Raw genomic sequence first — 21990 nt, forward strand, 5'->3', positions numbered from 1 at the left:
CGCGCCTCAAACGCCGGCGAGGCTGTATGTGGCCCCGGCCGTGCAAAGTAAGGGGCCGGCGAGGCTGAATCGGCCCGGCGCAGCCGGAGTCGGCCCGGCGGAGCCGGAGGGGGCTACCAGCCCTGTAGGGGTGGGGATACGCCCGTCGGTGGGGTGGTCCAGGGACGGGTCAGGGACGCCCACACCACGAAGGCCACCGCGGCAGCGAAGAGCACGGCCCAGCCCAACCGCCGCAGCGCCCGCCGACGCCGCAGGAGCCGGTCGCCCCGGGCCGCCGCGCCCGCCGCGAGCCCCGCCGGCACCGTCGGGTGGGGCCCCTCCAGGAGCTGCCTGACCTGGGCTTCCTTCCGGTCCGGGATCCCGCTCACGCCGCCTCCCGGGATCTCAGCGCGGCCACGGCCCGGTTGCACAGCACCCGTACCCGCTCGACCGGCATCCCCAGCTGCGCCGCCGTGACCTCCTCCGCAACGCCTTCGTAGAGGCGCAGGACGAGGACCAGCCGCTCCGGCGGGCTCAGCCGTGCCAGCAGGCCGGTGCCCCCGTGCTGGCGCCACCCGGTCCGGGCGAAGTCCGTGCACAGTTGATGGCGGGTGAAGTCGTAGGGATCGTCCCCGCGCAGGCGCCGCCAGTTCGCGTACGTACGGGCGAGCGCGCCCGCCAGCAGCCGGCGGGCCGATTCCGGTTCACCGGTCAGCAGCACCGCGACATGCAGGAGCCGCCCTGCCGCGCCCGCGACGAAGGCTTCGAACTCCGCGTAGGAGCCCGCCTGTTGATCAACCACCCGCATAGTCCACATAGTGCGGGCAGCGGGGCGGCCCGGGTCAAGAGGACGGACGGACTCCGCTCAGGAGGCGGGGCCTGCTTCGGCCACGGCCGCCATGAGGTCCGACAGCGACAGGTTGAAGCGCGTCAGCAGTCCGGTGAAGGACTCGCGCTCGCCCTCGCTCCAGCCCTCCGTCACGCGGGCCATCAGCTCGCGGCGCGAGGAGCGGACCTCCTCCAGCCGGGCCAGCCCCCGGGGGGACAGCGCGAGCACCACGGCCCGACCGTCCTCGGGGTGCGAGGTCCGCTTGACCAGGCCGCTGTCGACCAGCGGCGCGACCTGCCGGGTCACGGTGGAGGAGTCGATGCCCATGCCGCCGGCGAGCGCCTTGACGCCCATCGGGCCCTCCAGGTCGAGCCGGTTCAGCAGCAGGTACGCGGCGCGGTCCATCGAGTTGCGTGCCTGGCCCACACCGCCCAGACGGGTCTGCTCGGCACGGCGCGCGAAGACCGCCACCTGGTGCTGGAGCGCGTCGAGGAGACCGGCTCCGGCGGGCGCGTCGGGCGCCGTGGGCAGATCGGAATTGGCCGGGGTGGAAGGCATGGCCGTGGGCTCTCTTCGCGTGGGTCCGACAAGGTTGGGGGACAGAGTACGCGGCCGTGCGGCGGCTCGTACGCCTCGTACGAGAACTGATACGGCCCGTTCGTGCCCCCGCCGCGAGGGTGTCCCGGATGGCGAGATATCGCCCCTCGTACCGCCCCTCCCGCGGCCCCTCCCGCAGCCCCGGGCCGGCCCCTGCCGGGGCTGCGAGACTGGCGGCATGAACTACCGCGTGCCCCAGCCCCTCCCGCAGGTCATCCTCGACGACGTCCGGGGGGCTCAGAAGATGCTGTCCGGTGTCTCCCGGGTGACCGCGATGGAGGGCAGCCGGCACCTCTCCTCGCTCACCGGCTCCCCGGTCCACCTCAAGTGCGAGAACCTCCAGCGCACCGGCTCCTTCAAGCTCCGCGGCGCCTACGTGCGCATCGCGGGCCTGCGGCCCGAGCAGCGGGCCGCCGGTGTCGTCGCCGCCAGTGCCGGTAACCACGCGCAGGGCGTGGCGCTGGCCTCCTCCCTCCTCGGCGTCCGCTCCACCGTGTTCATGCCGGTCGGGGCGCCGCTGCCGAAGGTGGCCGCGACCCAGGAGTACGGCGCCGAGGTGCGCATGCACGGGCAGGTCGTCGACGAGACCCTCGCGGCCGCGCAGGAGTACGCGGACCGCACCGGCGCGGTGTTCATCCACCCCTTCGACCACCGCGACATCATCGCGGGCCAGGGCACCGTCGGCCTGGAGATCCTGGAGCAGTGCCCGGAGGTGCGGACCATCCTCGTCGGTGTCGGCGGCGGCGGTCTCGCGGCGGGTGTCGCGGTCGCCGTGAAGGCGCTGCGGCCCGACGTACGGATCATCGGGGTGCAGGCGGCGGGCGCGGCCGCGTACCCGCCCTCGCTCAAGGCCGGACACCCCGTCTCGATCGACGAACCGATGACGATGGCCGACGGGATCAAGGTCGGCCGCCCCGGCGATGTTCCCTTCAGGATCATCGGCGAACTCCTCGACGACGTACGCACCGTCTCCGAGGACGCCCTCTCCAGCGCCCTCCTGCTGTGCCTGGAGCGGGCCAAACTGGTGGTCGAACCGGCAGGGTGCAGCACGGTCGCCGCCCTGCTCAGCGAGCCCGAACTGTACGGCGGCGGCCCGGTGGTGGCCGTCCTGTCCGGCGGGAACATCGACCCGCTGCTGCTCCAGCGGATCCTGCGCCACGGCATGGCGGCGGCGGGCCGGTACCTGTCCCTGCGGCTGCGCGTGGCCGACCGGCCGGGCGCGCTGGCCGGGCTCCTGGCGGTGTTGTCAGTGGTGGATGCGAACGTGTTGGACGTGAGCCACGTGCGGACGGACCCGCGGCTGGGGCTCACGGAGGTGGAGGTGGAGCTGCACCTGGAGACGAAGGGCCCGGAGCACTGCGCGGAAGTCGCGCGTTCCCTGCACGGCGCGGGCTACAAGGTGATGAGCTAGGGCCCCTGCCCGCGGGACGTCCCCCGTTCGGCCGAGCAGGACCTGCCGAGCGCTCATAGGATTTGCGTAGAAATGCCCTGAATATCCTGATTCTACTGGCCCGATTCACTGGGAGAATCCATATGCCAGGCGCTATCTACGCCGAAGGTCTGGTCAAGACCTTCGGCGACGTACGGGCTCTGGACGGCGTGGACCTCGATGTCCCCGAAGGCACCGTCCTGGGTCTGCTCGGCCCGAACGGCGCGGGCAAGACCACGACCGTACGCGTCCTGACCACCCTCCTGCGGCCCGACAGCGGCAAGGCCGTCGTCGCCGGCATCGACGTACTCAAGCACCCCAACGAAGTCCGGCGCGCCATCGGCCTGTCCGGCCAGTTCGCGGCCGTCGACGAGTACCTGACCGGCCGCGAGAATCTCCAGATGGTCGGCCAGCTCTACCAGATGAAGGCCAGGGCGGCGAAGGTCCGGGCCGCCGAACTCCTCGAACGCTTCAACCTCGGCGACGCCGCCGACCGCATGGCCAAGACCTACTCCGGCGGCATGCGCAGGCGCCTCGACCTCGCGGCCGCCCTCGTCGTCAGCCCGCCCGTGATGTTCATGGACGAGCCGACCACCGGACTCGACCCCCGCAACCGCCAGCAGCTGTGGGGCATCATCCAGGAACTGGTCGCCGGCGGCACCACCCTGCTCCTCACCACCCAGTACCTGGAGGAGGCCGACCACCTCGCGCACGACATCTGCGTGGTCGACCAGGGCAAGGTCATCGCGCGCGGCACCTCCGACCAGCTCAAGGCCCGCACGGGCGGCGAGCGCGTGGAGGTCGTCGTCCACGAGCGGGACCACATCACCACCGCGCGCGAGGTGCTCGCCGGCTTCGGCAAGGGCGAGACCACGGTCGAGGAGCACACCCGCAAGCTGACCGTGCCCGTGTCCGGCGGCGCCAAGCTGCTCGCCGAGGTCATCCGCGAACTCGACGGCCGCGGCATCGAGATCGACGACATCGGCCTGCGCCGCCCCACCCTCGACGACGTGTTCATCTCCCTGACCGGACACGCGGCCGAACGGGCCGCGGGCGGCGGCGACCAGGCGGCGGCCGCCCCCGGGACCAAGGGCCGCAAGGCGGCGGCCAGGAAGGAGGAGGTGAAGTGAGCAGCATGAGCGACTCGCTGGTCATCGCGCGGAGGAACGTCATCCGCCTGACCAGGATTCCCGAGATGGTCGTGTTCGGCCTGATACAGCCGATTATGTTCGTGGTGCTCTTCAGTTACGTCTTCGGCGGCTCGATGGTGATCGGCGGGTCGACCAGCGCCAGCGCCTACCGCGAGTTCCTGATGGCGGGCATCTTCGCCCAGACCGTCACCTTCGCCACCGCGGGCGCCGGCGCGGGCATCGCCGACGACATGCACAAGGGACTGATCGACCGCTTCCGCTCGCTGCCCATGGCCCGCGGCGCCGTGCTGACCGGCCGCACCCTGGCGGACCTGATGCAGACCGCGCTGACCATGGTGGTGCTGGCGGTCGTCGCCCTCCTCGTCGGCTGGCGCATCCACGAGGGCGTGCCCAAGGCGCTCGCCGGCTTCGCCCTGCTCCTCCTCCTCGGTTACGCCTTCTCCTGGATCGGCGCCCTCATCGGCCTGTCGGTGCGCACCCCGGAGGCGGCCACCTCGGGCGGACTGATCTGGCTGTTCCCCGTCACCTTCATCTCCAACGCCTTCGTCCCCACCGAGAACATGGCGAGCTGGCTCCAGCCCATCGCCGAGTGGAACCCGTTCAGCGCCACCGTCCAGGCCTGCCGCGAGCTCTTCGGGAACCCCGGTGTCTCCCGCTCCGACGCCTGGCCGATGGTCCACCCGATCTGGGCCTCGCTGATCTGGTCGGTCCTGATCATCCTGCTCTTCCGTACGCTCGCGGTCCGCAAGTACCGCTCGGCGACCGCGTAGGGCCGTACCCGGACACACGGATGCCCGGCCGGGGCGGACCCGGCCGGGCATCGTGCTGAGCCGATCAGGAAGGAATCGGTGACCGAGGGTGATCAGCCGGTGAAGGGCTTGACATCCAGGATCTTGACCGAGGCCTTCTTGCCGTTCGGCAGCTCGTACTCGGCGTCCTCGCCGATCGCCTTGCCCAGGACACCGCTGCCCAGCGGGGACTGGGGGGAGTACGTCTCGAAGTCCGCGGACGCGTACTCACGCGAGGCCAGCAGGAACTCCATGGTGTCGTCCTCGTCGCCGTCGAAGGCGATCTTGACGAGCGTGCCGGGGGCCACCACGCCGTCGGACGCGGGCGCGGTGCCGACCTTGGCGTTCTCCAGGAGCTGCGTGAGCTGGCGGACCCGGAGCTCCTGCTTGCCCTGCTCCTCCTTGGCCGCGTGGTAACCACCGTTCTCGCGCAGGTCGCCCTCCTCGCGGGCGGCTGCGATCTTCGTGGCGATCTCCGTACGGGCAGGACCAGAGAGGTAGTCCAGCTCCGCCTTCAGCTGGTCGTACGCCGCCTGGGTCAGCCAGGTGACGCTTTCGCTCGTCTGGGTCACGGGTGCTCCTCGTCGGTACAGGGGACTACTGACCGCCAGTGGCGGACGAAACCACGAGCCTAACAATTCGGGAAGAAAAGGGGGAGGACCCCAGAGGCTCATTGCCTCGTGGGGCGCGTCTTCAATCCTCTTCGGGCCTCAGTGGGCGGAGGCCGCCGGCTGGCAGCCGACCAGCTCGATCATCGTGGCCCGGCTGGTGGTCTTCAGGGTGACGACCTCGTCCACCCGCGACCGGTCCTGGGCGAAGGTGAAGTCCGCGCGGCCCACCTCGGCGTGCTCCTTGTCCTGGGAGCTCAGGGAACAGACCCCGGTGACCGAAAACTCCTTGCGGACCTCCAGGTGCACCTTCACCTCGGTGTCCGAAATCACCTGGAACTTGATCACTTCGGCGCTCACGCTCTGCCCCGCGACGTAGCCCCAGCCGATCCAGCCGATCACACCCAGTAGCAGGGCACCCAGTACGGACCCGATGATCTTGAGCTTCCGGTCCGCACGCTCGTCCGCCGACCGGCCGTACCGGCCCTCGGGCAGTCCCTCGCGCACCGCGCTCATGATCGTTCCTCTCGCCGGGACGCCTGGGCGACCCCTGGAATTTTCCGCCCCCCGGTTCGGTCACTATAGGAGCTGAGTGTCGCGCCGAATCGCAGAGGATCCTGTTTTGACCGAGCAGCTTCGACTGATGGCCGTCCACGCCCACCCCGACGACGAGTCGAGCAAGGGCGCGGCCACCATGGCCAAGTACGTGTCCGAGGGGATTCCCGTGCTGGTCGTCACCTGCACCGGTGGCGAGCGCGGCTCCATCCTGAACCCCAAGCTCCAGGGCGACAAGTACATCGAGGACAACATCCACGAGGTCCGCGCCAAGGAGATGGACGAGGCGCGCGACATCCTCGGCGTCGAGCAGGAATGGCTCGGCTACGTGGACTCCGGCCTCCCGGAGGGCGACCCGCTGCCTCCGCTGCCCGAGGGCTGCTTCGCACTCGCGGACGTCCACGAGGCCGCCGGCGAGCTGGTGAAGAAGATCCGCGCCTTCAAGCCGCAGGTCGTCACCACCTACGACGAGAACGGGGGCTACCCGCACCCCGACCACATCATGACCCACAAGATCTCCATGCTGGCCTTCGAGAGCGCGGCCGACACCGAGAAGTACCCGGAGAGCGAGTACGGCCCGGCCCACCAGCCGCAGAAGCTCTACTACAACCAGGGCTTCAACAAGCCGCGCACGATCGCCCTCCACGAGGCGCTGCTCGCACGCGGCCTGGAGTCCCCCTACGGGGAGTGGCTGGAGCGCTGGAAGGAGTTCGAGCGCAAGGAGCGGACCCTGACCACCCACGTGCCCTGCGCCGACTTCTTCGAGATCCGTGACAAGGCGCTCATCGCGCACGCCACCCAGATCGACCCGGACGGCGGCTGGTTCCGCGTCCCGATGGACATCCAGAAGGAGGTCTGGCCCACCGAGGAGTACGAGCTGGCGAAGTCGCTCGTCGACACTTCCCTCCCCGAGTCCGACCTCTTCGCGGGCATCCGGGAGAATGCTTAGCCATGAGCGCTACGCAGGCAGCACTGACCCAGCTCCTCCCGCTGGCGGGTGACACCTTCGACAAGAACAAGGTGACGCCCGGCCTCCTCGGCTTCGTCGTGTTCGCGGCCCTCGCCATCGGCGTGTGGGCCCTGATGAAGTCGATGAACCGGCACATGGGCCGGGTGGACTTCCAGGAGGCCCCGGAGCCCGCGGCGACGGCCGCGCCCGGCGCGGACGGCACCCGGGCCCCGTAAGGCCGTACGGGGCCCCTACGGCGGGGCGCCCGTCAGGCCCTTCGCGTGTTCGCGTGAGCGCCGCCCCGGCCGGGACGACCGGCGGGGCGGCCGCTTCCGCGCGGGCTGGCGGGGCACACACACCGGGCCGGGCGCACCGGGCCAGGCGCACCGGACTGCGCGCGGGCCCCGCAGGCAGCCCTCCCGGGCCCCGGGAGCCGGGCTCGTGGCCCGCGGAGGACTTCACGGGCACCGGGGGAACCGGACGCCCTCAGCCGCACCCGCACCCCGCACGCGCACCCCCGCACCCCGCAGGCCCGGACAGCCACCCGCGGCCCACCGGCCCCGCACGGGTCACACCACCGGGACCCCCATGACCTCCCGGGAATGCAGATTCGGAACCAGGCCGAGCCGCCACGCCTGCCAGCCCTCCGCCGGGTCCACGCCCCGGCCCAGGATCACCCCGTACGTCTCCAGGCAGTCCTCCAGCCGGCCGTCCCGCGCCGGATGCGGCGCCCGCACCAGCCGCTCCAGCTCCGCCCGCGCCTCCTCCGGCGCCGCCGGCACCGCGTACGGCAGCATCGTGCACCGCAGGAAACGTGCCCAGTCCTCCCCGCGCCGGTCCCCGTACGAGATGAACAGCCGCACCGCCTCCTCGCACAGATCCAGTGCCTGCGACAGCCTGCCGTTGCCCGCGTCGATCACCGCCAGCTCCAGACACGTCCACGCCTCGCCGTGCGCCAGCCCGATCCGCCGGAAGTCCGCCCGCGCGTCCACCAGCAGCTGACGGGCGAAGCCGGAGTTGCGCAGGTTCCCCGTCTGCGCCGCCCGCTGGTCCCGCGTCACCCGGCCCGAATGATGGCGGGCGTACGCCAGCCCGTACACGTCCCGCATCCGCGAGAACATCGTCCGGGCCCGCTCCAGCTCCCGTACCGCCTCGTCACGCCCGCCGCCCACCTCCAGCGCCTGCCCGAGGTAGTACTGCGTCCACGCCTCACCGCGCGCGTCCTCCGCCTCCCGGTGCCGGGTCAGGGCCTCCCGCAACCCCTCCACCGCCGGCCCGGGATCCCCGTCCACCACCCGGGCCCGCCCCAGCTGCGTCAGCGCCCAGGCCACACCACGGTCGTCGCGGGTACGGCCGTACAGGTCCAGGGCCAGCCGCAGCTCCACCTCCGCCCGCTCCACGTCCCCGAACCGCAGATGCACCTGACCCAGCTGGAAATGCGCCCACGCCTCCCCGTGCACGCTCTCGTTCTCCCGGTGCAGCACCAGCGAGGTCTCCAGCAACCGGGCCGCCTCCGCCAGATGCGCCCGGTCCCGCTCCACCGCCGCCAGCGCGTGCAGCCCCCACGCCCGGTCACCCGCCAGCTCCGCCGGCTCCTGCAGCACCAGCGCCTCCCGGATACGGACCGCCGCCTCCGGAAGATTGCCCTGGTGGTGCAGGGTGATCCCGAGCGAGATCAGGGCCATCGCCGCCGCGGCCTCCTGATCCGCCTCCATGTACTGGTCCACCACCGAGGCCAGCGTCGTACGGGCCTTGTCCAGCTCGCCCAGCTGGCGCGCCGCGATACCCGTACGCCACTGCACCGACCGCACCAGCCGGCCCTGCTGCCCCTTCACCCCGTTCTGACCCGCCGACACCGCCTGCGTCAGCTCATCGATCTCACCCAGCCGGTACAGGTCCCCGCGCAGCAGACAGAAATCGCACAGCGCACCCAGCAGATCCAGCACCGCCTGCTGATCCACCCCCTCCGAATGCCGCAGCGCCGCCGTGATGAAGCTCGACTCGTCGTCCAGCCAGCGCAACGCCGCATCCAGCGAGGTGAAACCGTGCCCCCCGAACTGGTTGGCCCGCGTCGACATCTTCCCGTCGACCATCCGGATCACCGCGTCCGCGAGCTGCGCGTAATTGCGGATCAGCCGCTCGTGCGCCGCCGCCGCCCGCACCCGGTCCGCGTCCGTCGCCGCATCCTCCGCCGCCGACCGCGCCGCCGCGTACGAACGCACCGCGTCATGCATCCGGAACCGCTGACCGCGCACCCGCTCGATCAGCCCGGCCTCCCACAACTCCTCCAGCGTGCGCAGCGCCGCCGCCTCCGGTACGTCCGCCAGCGCGGCCGCCGCCGCACCACCGAGCGACGCCCGCCCGGCCAGCGGCAACCGCCACAGCAACTGCCGGGCGGGCTCGGCCAGACGGGCATCGGCCGCGCGCAGCGCCGCCTCCACCGGATCCGCCGCCGCACCGAGGGCCGGCTCCAGGCCCCCGCCCGCCGGCTCCAGGCCCCCGCCCGCCGGCCCCCGGCTCCCGGCCGCCGGCCCCAGGCCCCCGCCCGCCAGCGGAGCCAGCATGCGCAGCGCCAGCGGGAGCCCACCGCTCAGCTCCACCACCGCCGCCACGTCCTCCTGCGCAGCCCCCGCCCCCGGCCCGGCCGCCACGACCAGCTCCGCCGCCTCGTCCCGCGCCAACCGCTCCACCGGCAGCTGGTACACCCACGCCGCCAGATCCGCGGGCAGCTCCAACGGCTCCCGCGCCGTCACCAGCACCAGGCTCTCGGAACGCTCCGGAACCAGCACCCGTACCTGCGCCGCATCCACCGCGTCGTCCAGCAGCACCGTCACCGGCAGCCCCTGCAGGTGCTGGTGGTACAGCTCACCGAGCCGCCGCACCTGCTGCTCCGCCGAGGCACCCTCCCGGAACAGCAACTGCTCGCGGGGCGCACCCAGCCGGTTCATCAGGTGCAGCAGCGCCTCGCGCGTCGAAAGCGGCGCCTCCCCGGACGCCTCCCCGGCCGAACCGCCCCGCAGATCCACCACGCACGCGCCCCGGAACTGATCCCGCAGACCGTGCGCCGCCCGCAGCGCCAGCGCCGTACGGCCCACCCCGGGCTCACCGTGCAGCACCACCACCACCGGACGGGTCTCCGTACTCGCCCGCGCCGCCTGCACCCACTGCGCGATCCGCGTCAGCTCCGCGCGCCGACCCGCGAACGGCTCGGCCGGCGCCGGCAGCTGCCCGAAGGAATGCTCCAGCGCACTGCGCCTCCGCGCCTCCGCGCTGCGGTCCGTACCGCGCAACTGCGGCGCCGGCCGCGGCGCCGCCGCCCGGACCACCGGCCGGGCCGCCCGGGCCGCAGCGGCCACCGCACGCTGCTGCTCCAGGAACGGGCGTATCCCGCGCACCTCCAGCGCCGACAGCCACTGCAGTCTCAACTGCTCCGGCCCGCCCGGACGGCCCAGCTCCCCGGCCCGCCGGTTCGCGGCCGGCAGGTGCAGCGCCGTCACCTTCGCCACCGTCGCCACCGCCCCCGCGATCCCCACCACCGCGCCCACGGTCAGCGCCGTACCGGCCGCCACACCGAACGACAGGTCCGCCCCGACGGCCGTGGCCGCCGCAACCGCCGTCACCAGCGCCGCCGTGGACGTGTTGCCCCGCCGGAAGGCCTCACCCAGCGACTGGTCCCCGGCCGCCGCCTCGTCCAGGGCCCGCACGTACGCCTCGTACTCCGGCGCCGCACTCGCGGCGAGCGCGTCCAGCGCCTCCCTGCCCCGCGCCAGCAGCGTCGCCCGGTCGATGCCCGCACCCGGTCCCCGCTGCGCAGCCTCGTCCACGGCCCGCTCCAGCAGTCGCTCGGCCTCACCGCGATGGCTGTCCCGCATCGGCATCCCCCTAAGAGAGCTCCGGCAACGAGCCCCAAGTGTCCTGCGGGACTCCCCCGAACGCGAGGGAATCTGAGCTACTTCAGAGGGAACCGGTCACTCCCTCGTACAGTCGGATCGAAAAACATCAACTCCCGTGAGCGCGAGGCTTCATGACGTCACAGAAGGTGCGCACCGCGGCACTCCTGTGCGCCGCACTGCTCCTGCCCGGCCCCCTCGCCGGATGCCAACGCCCGCCGACCGAACCGGGATTCGCGGTGCGCCACGAGGAACCGGCCCCCGCGGACCGGGCCGACGCCGCCTTCCTGCGGCAGCGGCGCATCACCGAGACCGTCGCCGCCGACCTCAACGCATACCTGGACCTCCCCCACCGGATCGAGGTCGTCACCCGCTCCTGCGCGGGCGAAGGCAGCGGCTACGACCCCGGGACCCGCCGCATCGAGCTCTGCTACGACGACCTGACCGAGGACCGCACGCTCTTCGAGACCGCCGACCGCGGTCCGGCCGACGAACCACTCGCCGCCGTCGTCCGCGAAACGCTCTACCACGAGGCGGGCCACGCCCTCATCGACGCGCTCGGCCTCCCGGCCCCCGGCGACCGCGCCGAGGAGGATGCCGCCGACCGCTTCGCCCAGCTGATGCTGCTGCGCGAAGGCCGGCCGGAGGGCGAGGCCGCCCTGCTGGCCGCCGCCCGCGCCTACGACCTCACGGCGGCGGCCCACCCCGAACCGGACCCCGAGGACGAACACGCCCCGGACGCGGTCCGCGCGGAATCCCACCGCTGCGCGGCCTACGGCGCCGCCCCCACCCGCCACCCCGACCTCGCCACCTCCGCCCGCGCGCACTGCCCCCGCACCTGGACCACCACACACGACACCTGGACCGCCGACCTGACACCGCTCCTGCGGTGAGCGCACGAGGGTCGACACAAGGGCGGGACGGAGCCGGCGGTCGTGTCGGAAGGCCCTGGTGTACGGCAGCCCTGCCGGTTTCGTGATTGTCGAGTCCGGCTACCGCTCCGCATAGCGCAGGAACTGCCAGCCCAGTACGGCCAGAGCAAGCGTCTGCGCGAGGGAAACGATCACAAGTAGGGTCTGGGCGGCGGGAGAGCACCAGAATGCGGTCACGCAGATCATCGGCAGGGCCAGGTACGTCAACAGATCCACAGCGGTCTGGAGTCGCTTGCGCGTGGTGCGGCTCGCATCGTCGCGATGGTAGATCTCCCAGCCGAACACCGTGCTGTGGGCGGCGGTGAGCTCGCCCAGCCGCGGTCCCAGCTGATCGCGGATGTAGCAGCCGATCGACGAGATCTTCTCGTCGTTGACGAGGTAGGTCCAGCCCAGAACCAGGCAGATCACGGGGACGGCGAGCAGCAGTTGAGGTCGCCCGCTCTGGACGGTGACCGCCACGGCCGCGGTGGCTGCGGCGAGTGTGAAGTAGAGCAGGTTGTCACGGAACCCTATCCGGGTCTTCTGCTCCTCCTTGATGCAGTCGTACTCGGCCAGCAGGAGTGTGCTCTCGGTGACGTCGTCTGTGGTGGCCACGGCCAATTCCTAAGCTCGGGTCGAGGATGGGCCGACGAGTGGGCGGGCAGGGCTCCGGCGCTCCGACCCCTGCCCGCCCCCGAAGGCCCGGAGCACTCAATCGGCAGTATGGAAGGACGGCAGGTTGTTGGGGTTGTTTCGCTCGATCCAGCCCTTTCCGTCCGCCGCGATTCCTTCCAGGAGGCGGAAGGTGTGAATGAAACCAGCCGCATTGAGGTTGATTTCAGAGATTTCCTGGGCATTTTCGTCCGGCGCCAGTTGATGGGCGTCGGCGTCCTTGACGCGAATGTTCCTGGCCGGCCCGTTGGTGAGGATGAGTTCCAGGTCGTAGCCGGTGTGCGAGTTCTCTGTTACTTGGACGGAGGACAACGCCTCGAACCGGTAGTTGCTGCGCTGCTCGTTTCCGCGCTTCGCGTCGGTGAAATCGATTTCCGAGCTGATTTCGCGAACGCCGTCCTGGGTGACCAGGAACAGGCGGAAGCTGTAGCGCGAGTACCGCCAAGGACCGCGCCTCGCGCGCCCCCGCTTGTAGGGGCGTGCGGGTGTCATCAGGATGGTGTGGGTGATCAGGTCCCGCCAGGTGAGCTGGTAGTGCCGAAGCGCTTCATCGATGAACAGCGTCTTGTCGCAGGTGAGCCAGGTCTCCATTTCCAGCTCACTGGGTCGCGTGGTGTCCAGGAACGACTTCCAGTTCTCGTAAGCGACCTGTCGTGCGGCCAGCCGCTCGTGGTATTCCTGCGTTTCCCTGACCAGTCGGTGCTCTTCACGCCGGGCCTCCAACCATGAGGAAGCAGCCGCGCGTCCGGACCAGACCACACCGACTGCGGCCAAGACGGTCAGCAGTACCCCCGATGCGCCGATACCCGAGACCGCCGTCCCGAACACGGTGAGAGCCGTGATGCCGAGAGCGATGAGGGCGACCACGGACAGGGCCTTCGCCATCGCCGGTGTCTGGTTCTGGTGGCGTTGATCGAACAGGACGCCGCTGTTGTGGCGGTCTCGGGCGTCCTCGGCGAGGTGGCGGATCAACCAGTTGACCCGGTCCACGCCGATTCGGCTCTCTCGGTAGAGGAGCGCGATCTCGGCGGCGAGGCCGTTGCGGACGTGGACCGTGTGCCCGAGCCATTCGTGCGGGGCGAATCCGTGGGGCGCACGGATCGCGAAATAATGATCGAACGAGTGACGGACGCGGTCGGTGAACCCGTCCCCGGTGGGGGCGGGATCGCGCATGTGCGGGACGTGGGGCTCGGTCGTGGCGTTCGGTTGGCGGTCCTGGTACCACCATTGACGACCGAAATGAGTCGCAGCCAGACCCGCGCCGAGCGCCACCAGCAACTCGATGACCGCCTCAGCGGGATCTGCGACCAGCGCCGTGACCCAGAGGACCGTGCTGCTGATGACGAACAGGCCTGCCCGGACCGGGAAGGCTGCCTGGGCGGTGTCAGCGGTGCTCGGGCGGGGCGGCAGGGCTCGTGGCCCGATGGGCTCGGGCTCGAAATAGGCCCAGATCCGGTGGACCCGGTCGTTGCCGAAGCGATCTGCCTCCGCCCGCTCGCGACTCTCCGCCCACAGGCTGTCCTTCAGCCCTCCGGTGAGTACGAGGTCGAGGTGGCGCAGGATCGCCTCGCGCTGGTGGGGCGACAGGGCTCGCAACCGTTCCAGTACGCGCTCCGTGTCGCCGTCCGCGGTGCTGAGCATCGCCAGCAGTTCGAACGTGATGCGCAGGGCGTCCTTCCACTCTCCCTCGTCGTAGCTCTGTACGAGCCGGGAGGCGTGGTGCAGCTGCTGGATTTCTTCGGCGTTGAGGTCGTGGTAGGCGCGCGTACTGAGCATGGCGAGCACCCAGTGGAAACGGACCTCTGCGTTGTCGTGTCCGTGGGCGATCGCATCAGTGATCATTTCGCGAGCGCGGCTGGAGATGCCGTCCTCCAGCAGTCGCACACCCACCTTGTACTTCTCCTGAGGAGAAGCGTCCGGATGGACGAAGTAGACATTGGAGTTGTGTACGGTCTCGGCCTGGATCCCGACGGTGGAGTCGAATGCCGAGTTGTGCGTGCCACTGCTGCTGTTCATGCCGAGCCACCCGCCGCAACGACCAGGGGTGCCAGTTTGGCCACCAGCGCGGGGCACTCTGCGATCAGGCCACGTAACCTCCTGAGCGTCATGACTGCTCGCTTGGACGATTCGGGAGTGTTGTCCTTTGCCGCCCGGCGGGCAGAGTCCAGATCGGTCAGTGCCTCTCGGCAGGTATCGTCGTCGAGAGCGCCATCGGCGTGGTGCCGCATCAGGTGCATGCGAAAGCCGTCCAGTTCCGCGACCAGGTCCTTCGGGCTGCTCACCGTCGGGTCCGTGTTCACGTGGACGTTGCTGTCCTTGACGGAGCCGGCCATGATGCCCACGGTGCTGTCATGCGCGGTGTTGCTGACGCGCTCGTCGAGTCGGTCGGCCGAACGGGCCCTGTCTTTTCCGGACATGGCGATCTGCTCCTGTTCTCCCATGAGCTCCACGGCCAGCCGCGTGGCGAACGCCGCCGCGTTCGCTGCGGCCCGCGGCTGCCAGCTACGGTCCGTTTCGCTGCTCTTCGTGCCGTCCGCCCGGTCACTGATTCCCCGGATGATCGCCACCGGCGCCCCGTTGAGATGACCGGCCTGTGCCACACCGGCGGCCTCCATCTCGATGGCGAGGGCGTCGTTGTAGTGCTGCCGGATCCACTGCGCCTCGGCCGAGATCTTCGAGTTCTGTACGACCTCGCCGGCGGCGATCGCACCGAAGCGCACCTGCGGGGCGTCACCACGTCCGGGCACGTCGTCGGCCCAGTCGTTCACACGAGCGAGGTGCGATCCGAGCTGGCTGATGGCGTGCGGTGCCTCCCATACCCGGGGGCGGGCCTTGAGTCCGTCGTCCTCGCTGGTCCCGCCGTGGTAGGCGTACACGTGTGTGGCCATCACCACGTCGCCCAGCCTGGCGGTTTCCCAGAGGGCGCCGGCGACGCCGACGAAAAGCACGGCCACCGGCGAGAACTCCTGGATCGCGCGCTCAGCGATCACTGCGGCGGAATGATTTCCCTTGTTCGTCAGAGCGAGCGCGACGCGGCATGAGGTGCCCTGCACGGTTCCCACCTCGAACCGCGTCCCACGCTCATGACGGTGTACCTGCGGACCGGCCAACTTCTGGCGCACGGCCTGATATTCGAGATTGAGGGCGGTAAGAATCACCACCAGGTCTTTCGACATCTATCCCTCTTCCCCTCTTGTCGACTCTTCCGTCGTGGATGGCGCAGGTCGGATCAGCGGTGGGAACAACACGGTCTGCGGTCCGGCCTTGTAGAGTCGCGCGGGCCGTCCTCCCGTGGTCCTGCGGCCCGGGCCGGCGGGGACGATGAATCCCTTCGCGGCTTGGACCTTTCGGTAGAAATTGCGGGTGTCGAGTTCGGTACCCCAAACCGCCTCGTACACCTGCTGCAACTCTGCTATGGAGAAGGTCTCTCCGCAGAACGCTGTGGCCAGTGCCGAGAATTCGAGCTTGGTGCGCGCCTGTTCGATTCCCTCCGTCGCGATCCGGTGGTGGTCGAAGGCGAGTTCCACTTCGCCGGACAGAACGGCTTCCGCGGGAACCCATGCGGCGTCGGTGGCATCCGTGCCGGCAACCGGATCGGGGAGTCCCGGCGCGATCGCCAAGTGGGCCACGGAAACGACCCGGCCCCGTGGATCGCGGCCCGAGTCCCCGTAGGTGGCCAACTGTTCGAGATGCACCCGGCCGGAAGTCAGGGCGGTCTCCTCGTTCAGCTCACGGTGGGCGGCGTCCAGGATCTCCTCACCGTCGTGATTCAGGAATCCGCCGGGCAGGGCCAGCGCACCGCGAAAGGGATCTTCGCCCCGCTCCACGAGGAGAACGCACAGTCGACCCTCGCGCAGCGTCAGGATCACGAGATCGACCGTCAACAACACGGAAGTTGGTGACCATGAGTCAGCTTGCATGTCCCGTACGGTACTTCAGTTACTGTCACTTGCACAAGAAGGGTGCTGGAGCGGCTTCCGCCGTTGCATCGTGAAGGCGTTCCGAGTGGTCAACGCGTCGGCCGCTCCGGAGTCGGCACGGTTCGATCGTGGTCTGCTGTTCGATGCGGCCCCGAAGTGGGACGCCGGCGTCGCTGGGCGGGGCCCGATGCTGGGCCGGTCCGGCGGGAACGGGGCAGGCCGCGTGCGTGTCCTGCTGGAGCCGACCCGCGCGCACCGCCCGCAGCCCCGTCCGGCCGCCTGGACCGTTGTGCCGCAGGCAGGCATCGGTCCTCGTGCGCGAGGATGGTCCCATGTCGAACCGCCTCGCGAACGAGACCTCGCCGTACCTGCTCCAGCACGCCGACAATCCCGTCGACTGGTGGCCGTGGTCGCCCGAGGCGTTTGCCGAGGCGCGGGAGCGCGGCCTGCCCGTGCATCTCAGCGTCGGCTATTCGAGCTGTCACTGGTGCCATGTGCTCGAAGCCGAAAGCTTCACCGATGAACTGACGGCGGCTTATCTCAACGAACACTTCGTCAACATCAAGGTGGACCGCGAGGAGCGTCCCGACGTCGACTCCGTCTACATGGAGGCCGTGCAGGCCGCCACCGGGCAGGGCGGGTGGCCCATGACCGTCTTCATGACCGCCGACGCCGAGCCCTTCTACTTCGGGACCTACTTCCCGCCCGAGCCCCGGCACGGGATGCCCTCCTTCATGCAGGTCCTCGAAGGGGTCCGGGCCGCCTGGGTGGGGCGGCCCGAGGAGGTCGCCGAGGTCGCGCAGAAGATCGTGCGGGACCTCGCCGGGCGGCAGCTGGACTACGGGAAGGCCGGGACCCCGGGGCCCGAGGAGCTCGCGCAGGCGCTGCTCGCGCTGACGCGGGAGTACGACGCCACGCGCGGAGGATTCGGCGGGGCGCCGAAGTTCCCGCCGTCCATGGTGCTGGAGTTCCTGTTGCGCCACCATGCGCGCACCGGGTCCGAGAGTGCGTTGCAGATGGCCGCCGACACGTGTGAGGCCATGGCCCGGGGCGGTATCTACGACCAGCTCGGCGGCGGTTTCGCGCGGTATTCCGTGGATCGGGAATGGGTTGTTCCGCATTTCGAGAAGATGCTCTATGACAACGCGCTCCTCTGCCGGGTCTACGCGCACCTGTGGCGGGCCACCGGGTCCGATCTCGCGCGCCGGGTCGCGCTGGAGACCGCCGATTTCATGGTCCGGGAGCTGCGGACCGACCAGGGCGGCTTCGCGTCCGCGCTCGACGCCGACAGTGCGGATCCGCTGACCGGCGAGCACGTGGAGGGGGCCTACTACGCCTGGACGCCCGCCCAGTTGCGGGAGGTGCTCGGCGAGGACGACGGGGATCTGGCCGTCGCGTACTTCGGGGTGACCGAGGAGGGGACCTTCGAGCACGGGAAGTCCGTGCTGCAGCTGCCCCAGGACGGGCCCGTGGTGGACGCGGAGCGGATCGCCGGCATCGGCGCGCGGCTGCTGGCCGCGCGGGCGCAGCGGCCCGCGCCCGGGCGGGACGACAAGATCGTCGCCGCGTGGAACGGGCTGGCGATCGCCGCGCTCGCGGAGTGCGGGGCCTACTTCGAGCGGCCCGATCTGGTGGAGCGGGCGACCGAGGCTGCCGATCTGCTGGTGCGCGTCCACATGGACGGCCGGGCCCGGCTGGCGCGCACCAGCAAGGACGGCCAGGTCGGCGCCAACGACGGGGTGCTGGAGGACTACGGGGACGTGGCCGAGGGCTTCCTCGCGCTGGCGTCCGTGACCGGCGAGGGGGTCTGGCTGGAGTTCGCCGGGTTCCTCGTCGACCTGGTCCTGGACCGGTTCACCGCCGAGGACGGGTCGCTGTACGACACGGCGCACGACGCGGAGAAGCTCATCCGCCGGCCGCAGGACCCGACGGACACGGCAGCCCCGTCGGGCTGGACGGCCGCCGCGGGCGCGCTGCTCTCGTACGCGGCGCACACCGGGTCGGAGGCGCACCGTACGGCGGCGGAGCGGGCGCTCGGGGTGGTGCACTCGCTCGGGCCGCGGGTGCCGCGCTTCATCGGGCACGGGCTGTCGGTGGCCGAGGCCCTGCTCGACGGGCCCCGCGAGGTGGCCGTCGTCGGTCATCCGGAGGATCCGGCGCTGGCGCTGCTGCACCGGACCGCGTTGCTGGGGACGGCTCCCGGTGCGGTGGTGGCGGTCGGTCTGCCGCTCGCGGCGGACGGCAGCGGCGGTGAATTCCCCCTTCTTGCCGAGCGCACACTCGTGCACGACCTTCCGACGGCGTATGTGTGTCGACATTTCGTCTGCGCGCGGCCTACGACGGATCCGGTCGAACTGGCGGAGCAGTTGGGCACGGTTCGTCCCTGAAGTCGCCGGAGTACCGTCAATTCCGGTTGCGTATGTATGAGTTCAGAAACGTGCTGCTTATTTACGATGCAGCTGAGTGTCATGTTCACTGCCTAGTCTCGTGGCTTCGGGAGCCACCGGGACTGCGCACTGGGGAGTGCGTGCGAGGGGGAAGCGGGGGCGGGGGGCCGGGGGGCCCGCCGTGAGTCCCCGGGGGGTTTGCTGAGCGCCGCCGAGGGCGGCAGGTCTGGGGGGACCTTATGTACACATCTGTGTTCATTGCTGTCATTTCGCTGGCGCTCTTCTGGATGGCCGCATTCACGCTCTGGTGGCAGATGCACGCGTGGCGGACCCCCGAGGTGCTCGCCTCCACGCGCTTCGACCGCCCCGACGGCGAGGGCCGCCTCGCCTTCTCGCTGCTGCTGCCCGCCCGCCACGAGCAGGCGGTCCTGGAGCACACCATCGACCGGCTCCTGGAATCGAGCCACACCGACTACGAGATCATCGTGATCGTCGGGCACGACGACCCCGGGACCGCCGCCGTCGCCGAACGGGCCGCCGCGCGCGAGCCGGCCCGCGTACGGGTCGTCGTCGACCACCACGAGACGAAGAACAAGCCGAAGGCCCTCAACACCGCCCTGCCGTCCTGCCGCGGTGACATCGTCGGGGTCTTCGACGCCGAGGACCAGGTCCACCCCGAACTCCTCGCCCACGTCGACCACGCCTTCCGCTCCACCGGCGCCGACGTGGTCCAGGGCGGCGTCCAGCTCATCAACTTCCACTCCAGCTGGTACAGCCTGCGCAACTGCCTGGAGTACTTCTTCTGGTTCCGCTCCCGGCTGCACCTGCACGCCGAGAAGGGCTTCATCCCGCTCGGCGGCAACACCGTCTTCGTGCGCACCGAGGTGCTGCGCGAGGCCGGCGGCTGGGACCAGAACTGCCTCGCCGAGGACTGCGACCTCGGGGTGCGGCTGTCGTCGGTCGGCAAGAAGGTGGTCGTCGCGTACGACTCCGACATGGTCACCCGCGAGGAGACGCCCGGTTCGCTGGTGAGCCTGCTCAAGCAGCGCACCCGCTGGAACCAGGGGTTCCTTCAGGTGTACCGGAAGAAGGACTGGCAGCAGCTGCCCGGGCTCGGGCAGCGCTGGCTGGCCCGCTACACGCTGATGACGCCCTTCATGCAGGCCGCGTCGGGCGTGATCATTCCGCTCAACTTCGCCGTCGCGGTCTTCCTCGACGTGCCGGTCGGGATCGCGATCATCACCTTCCTCCCCATGATCACGGCGCTGGTGACCTTCGTGTTCGAGATCGTCGGCCTGCACGATTTCGGCCGCCAGTACGGCCTGCGCATCCGCTTCGTGCACTACGTCAAGCTCGTGGTCGGCGGCCCGTTCTACCAGGTGATGCTCGCCGGGGCCGCGATCCGTGCGGTCTGGCGCGAGCAGCGCGGCCGCAACGAGTGGGAGCTGACCAGCCACACCGGCGCCCACCTGACGACGACGGCCACGGCCACGACGGCCACCGCCGTCTCTGCCACCGCCGTCTCCGCCTCCTCCGCCTCCGCCGCGATCCGAGAGGACAGCCGCCAGTGACCGCCACCCTGCCCACGGCCACTGCTCCCCAGCCCGAGACCCTCCCCGTCCCCGCACGGCGCAGCCCCGGCGGGGGGCTCGGCGTCCGCCCCGCCGCTCCCGTCCGGCCGATGGTGCGGTTCCGGTCCTCCCGCCCCGACCTGCTGCTGTGCGGGGCGCTGCTGCTCGTGATCCTGCTGGTCCAGGGCTGGAACATCACCGACTTCCCGACGCTGAGCGACGACGAGGGGACCTACCTCGCGCAGGCCTGGGCCGTCCAGCAGGGCGACGGGCTCGCCCACTACACGTACTGGTACGACCATCCGCCGCTCGGCTGGATCCAGCTCGCGGGTCTGACGTACCTGCCGTCCCTGTTCGTGCCCGACTCCATGACCGTGGCGTCGATGCGGTTCGCGATGCTCGCGGTCTCCGCCGCCGGTTCCGTGCTGATGTACGTCCTCGCGCGCCGGCTGTGGCTGCCGCGCTGGGCCGCCGGGCTCGCGATGGCCCTGTTCGGTCTGTCGCCGCTCTCCGTGGTCCTGCAGCGGGAGATCTTCCTCGACAACCTCGCCGTGATGTGGATGCTGCTGGCCTTCTGCCTCGCCGCATCCCCGAGCCGCCACCTGTGGCACCACTTCGGGTCCGGGCTGGCGGCCGCCACCGCCGTCCTGACCAAGGAGACGATGCTGGTGGTGCTCCCGGCGCTGCTGGTGACGATGTGGCGCCACAGCCACCGCGACACCCGTAAGTTCGCGGTGACCGGAGCGATCACCGCCTGTGCGCTGATCGGACTGTCGTACCCGCTGTACGCCCTGCTCAACGGCGAGCTGCTGCCCGGCTCCGGACACGTCTCGCTCATCGACGGCATCACCTACCAGATGGGCCGGGAGGGCTCCGGCTTCATCCTCACTCCGGGCTCCGGTTCGAACGGCGTGTTCCGGTCCTGGCTTTACTACGACACGGTCCTGCCGCTCGGCGGCCTGGCCGGCGCCGTCCTGCTGCTGGCGACCGTCCGCCTGTCGGTGACCGCCCGTGCGCTGGCCGGCCCGGCGCTCGCCGTGGTGATCCTCGCCGTCGTCGCGATGCGGCCCTCCGGCTACCTCCCGGCGATGTACGTGATCCAGGCGCTGCCGTTCCTCGCCCTGGTCCTCGCGGGGGGTGCGGCCAGTGTCACGCACGCCGTGCTGCGCCGCCGCCGCGGCCCCGGGGAGCGCCGGGCGCGGGTGTGGGCGCGCTGGGCGCTGCTGGGCGTGCTCACCGTGTCGGCCGCGGTGTACGTGCTGCCGCGCTGGTACGAGGGCAACCGCACCGCGCTCACGGTGGACGCGAACGCCCCGTACCGGCAGGCCGCGGCCTGGCTCGGCAGCGAGCTCGCCGATCCGGCGAACACCCGGGTGCTGCTGGACGACGCGCTGTGGCTGGACGCGGTGCACCACGGCTTCGAGCCGGGCCTCGGCGCCATCTGGTTCTACAAGGCGGACCTGGACCCGGCCGTCACCCGGACGCTTCCGCGCGGCTGGCAGGACATCGACTACGTGGTGTCCTCGCCGACCGTGCGCCGTGACGCGGTGAACCTGCCCAATGTGCGGGCGGCGCTGGAGCATTCGGCCGTGGTGGCCGTCTTCGGGTCGGGCGAGGACCGCATCGAGATACGCCGGACCGACCGGGCCGGCGCCACCGACCGGGCCGGCGCCACCGACCGGGCCGGCGCCACCGACCGGGCTGGCGCCACCGACGGTACCGACCGCGCCGACCCTTCGAGCGGGAGCTGAGAC

19 protein-coding genes are annotated in these 21990 nt (G+C 70.7%); 9 read left to right on the forward strand and 10 right to left on the reverse strand.

Translation table 11 applies throughout. The features are described from left to right. Positions 1-113: 113 nt before the first annotated feature. Genes ACWGE1_RS20080 through ACWGE1_RS20090 form a run of 3 tightly spaced genes read right to left on the reverse strand, consistent with a single transcriptional unit; the run spans position 114 to position 1366 of the window. Complete coding sequence (locus ACWGE1_RS20080; RefSeq protein WP_453421834.1) at positions 114-368, reverse strand: hypothetical protein; 255 nt, start codon at positions 366-368, stop codon at positions 114-116. After that, on the reverse strand, positions 365-787 hold the full coding sequence (locus ACWGE1_RS20085; protein ID WP_453421835.1) for a sigma factor-like helix-turn-helix DNA-binding protein: 423 nt from the start codon (positions 785-787) through the stop codon (positions 365-367). Before ACWGE1_RS20085 ends, ACWGE1_RS20080 begins: the two co-directional genes overlap by 4 nt. A gap of 57 nt (positions 788-844) precedes the next feature. After that, a complete protein-coding gene (locus tag ACWGE1_RS20090) occupies positions 845-1366 on the reverse strand; it encodes a MarR family winged helix-turn-helix transcriptional regulator (RefSeq protein WP_453421836.1) in 522 nt (173 codons plus the stop codon). Positions 1367-1583: 217 nt separating this feature from the next. Here ACWGE1_RS20090 and ilvA point away from each other — a divergent pair, with 217 nt between their 5' ends. The 3 genes from ilvA (at position 1584) to ACWGE1_RS20105 (ending at position 4755) form a co-directional block, all read left to right on the forward strand. Then, positions 1584-2816: a threonine ammonia-lyase gene (gene ilvA, locus ACWGE1_RS20095; RefSeq protein ID WP_453421837.1), complete on the forward strand. Its 1233-nt coding sequence runs from the start codon at positions 1584-1586 to the stop codon at positions 2814-2816. A 122-nt stretch (positions 2817-2938) separates the two neighbouring features. Then, a complete protein-coding gene (locus tag ACWGE1_RS20100) occupies positions 2939-3964 on the forward strand; it encodes an ATP-binding cassette domain-containing protein (RefSeq protein ID WP_453421838.1) in 1026 nt (341 codons plus the stop codon). 5 nt (positions 3965-3969) lie between these two features. Continuing rightward, positions 3970-4755 carry an ABC transporter permease gene (locus tag ACWGE1_RS20105; protein ID WP_453421864.1) on the forward strand — a complete coding sequence of 262 codons (786 nt, stop codon included), beginning with the start codon at positions 3970-3972 and terminating at the stop codon, positions 4753-4755. A 92-nt stretch (positions 4756-4847) separates the two neighbouring features. Here the strand turns inward: ACWGE1_RS20105 and greA are convergent, their stop codons facing one another. Next, positions 4848-5345: a transcription elongation factor GreA gene (gene greA, locus ACWGE1_RS20110; protein WP_326588341.1), complete on the reverse strand. Its 498-nt coding sequence runs from the start codon at positions 5343-5345 to the stop codon at positions 4848-4850. Positions 5346-5483: 138 nt separating this feature from the next. After that, positions 5484-5897, reverse strand: a complete 414-nt coding sequence (locus ACWGE1_RS20115) for a DUF4307 domain-containing protein (RefSeq protein WP_453421839.1) — start codon at positions 5895-5897, stop codon at positions 5484-5486. A gap of 106 nt (positions 5898-6003) precedes the next feature. Between ACWGE1_RS20115 and mca the strand changes: the two genes are divergently transcribed. Further along, positions 6004-6885: a mycothiol conjugate amidase Mca gene (mca, locus tag ACWGE1_RS20120; protein ID WP_453421840.1), complete on the forward strand. Its 882-nt coding sequence runs from the start codon at positions 6004-6006 to the stop codon at positions 6883-6885. A 2-nt stretch (positions 6886-6887) separates the two neighbouring features. After that, the gene (locus ACWGE1_RS20125) at positions 6888-7121 is read left to right on the forward strand and encodes a hypothetical protein (RefSeq protein WP_453421841.1); all 234 of its coding nucleotides are present in this window, start codon (positions 6888-6890) and stop codon (positions 7119-7121) included. A gap of 333 nt (positions 7122-7454) precedes the next feature. Here the strand turns inward: ACWGE1_RS20125 and ACWGE1_RS20130 are convergent, their stop codons facing one another. Continuing rightward, positions 7455-10757, reverse strand: a complete 3303-nt coding sequence (locus ACWGE1_RS20130; RefSeq protein WP_453421842.1) for a tetratricopeptide repeat protein — start codon at positions 10755-10757, stop codon at positions 7455-7457. Between the two features lie 152 nt (positions 10758-10909). Here ACWGE1_RS20130 and ACWGE1_RS20135 point away from each other — a divergent pair, with 152 nt between their 5' ends. Further along, positions 10910-11668 (forward strand): DUF4344 domain-containing metallopeptidase, encoded by a 759-nt coding sequence (locus ACWGE1_RS20135; protein ID WP_453421843.1) that lies wholly within the window; start codon positions 10910-10912, stop codon positions 11666-11668. 99 nt (positions 11669-11767) lie between these two features. Here the strand turns inward: ACWGE1_RS20135 and ACWGE1_RS20140 are convergent, their stop codons facing one another. The 4 genes from ACWGE1_RS20140 to ACWGE1_RS20155 all read right to left on the reverse strand — a co-directional run bounded on the left by ACWGE1_RS20140 (position 11768) and on the right by ACWGE1_RS20155 (position 16278). Next, positions 11768-12301 (reverse strand): hypothetical protein, encoded by a 534-nt coding sequence (locus tag ACWGE1_RS20140; RefSeq protein WP_453421844.1) that lies wholly within the window; start codon positions 12299-12301, stop codon positions 11768-11770. Positions 12302-12397: 96 nt separating this feature from the next. Further along, entirely contained in the window at positions 12398-14374 is a 1977-nt protein-coding gene (locus ACWGE1_RS20145; RefSeq protein ID WP_453421845.1) for a hypothetical protein, read from the reverse strand. Continuing rightward, a complete protein-coding gene (locus ACWGE1_RS20150; protein ID WP_453421846.1) occupies positions 14371-15534 on the reverse strand; it encodes a 5'-methylthioadenosine/S-adenosylhomocysteine nucleosidase family protein in 1164 nt (387 codons plus the stop codon). Before ACWGE1_RS20150 ends, ACWGE1_RS20145 begins: the two co-directional genes overlap by 4 nt. Continuing rightward, positions 15535-16278, reverse strand: coding sequence for an NUDIX hydrolase (locus ACWGE1_RS20155; RefSeq protein WP_453421847.1), 744 nt, complete (start codon positions 16276-16278; stop codon positions 15535-15537). 332 nt (positions 16279-16610) lie between these two features. On the opposite strand from ACWGE1_RS20155, the gene ACWGE1_RS20160 reads away from it, so the two are divergent. The 3 genes from ACWGE1_RS20160 to ACWGE1_RS20170 all read left to right on the forward strand — a co-directional run bounded on the left by ACWGE1_RS20160 (position 16611) and on the right by ACWGE1_RS20170 (position 21987). After that, positions 16611-18665 carry a thioredoxin domain-containing protein gene (locus ACWGE1_RS20160; RefSeq protein WP_453421848.1) on the forward strand — a complete coding sequence of 685 codons (2055 nt, stop codon included), beginning with the start codon at positions 16611-16613 and terminating at the stop codon, positions 18663-18665. Positions 18666-18904: 239 nt separating this feature from the next. Next, positions 18905-20236: a glycosyltransferase gene (locus ACWGE1_RS20165; protein WP_453421849.1), complete on the forward strand. Its 1332-nt coding sequence runs from the start codon at positions 18905-18907 to the stop codon at positions 20234-20236. After that, positions 20233-21987: an ArnT family glycosyltransferase gene (locus ACWGE1_RS20170; RefSeq protein WP_453421850.1), complete on the forward strand. Its 1755-nt coding sequence runs from the start codon at positions 20233-20235 to the stop codon at positions 21985-21987. The genes ACWGE1_RS20165 and ACWGE1_RS20170 overlap by 4 nt, the downstream gene beginning before the upstream one ends. The last annotated feature ends 3 nt before the right edge of the window (positions 21988-21990 follow it).

The organism is Streptomyces sp. NPDC054932, from assembly GCF_053610205.1.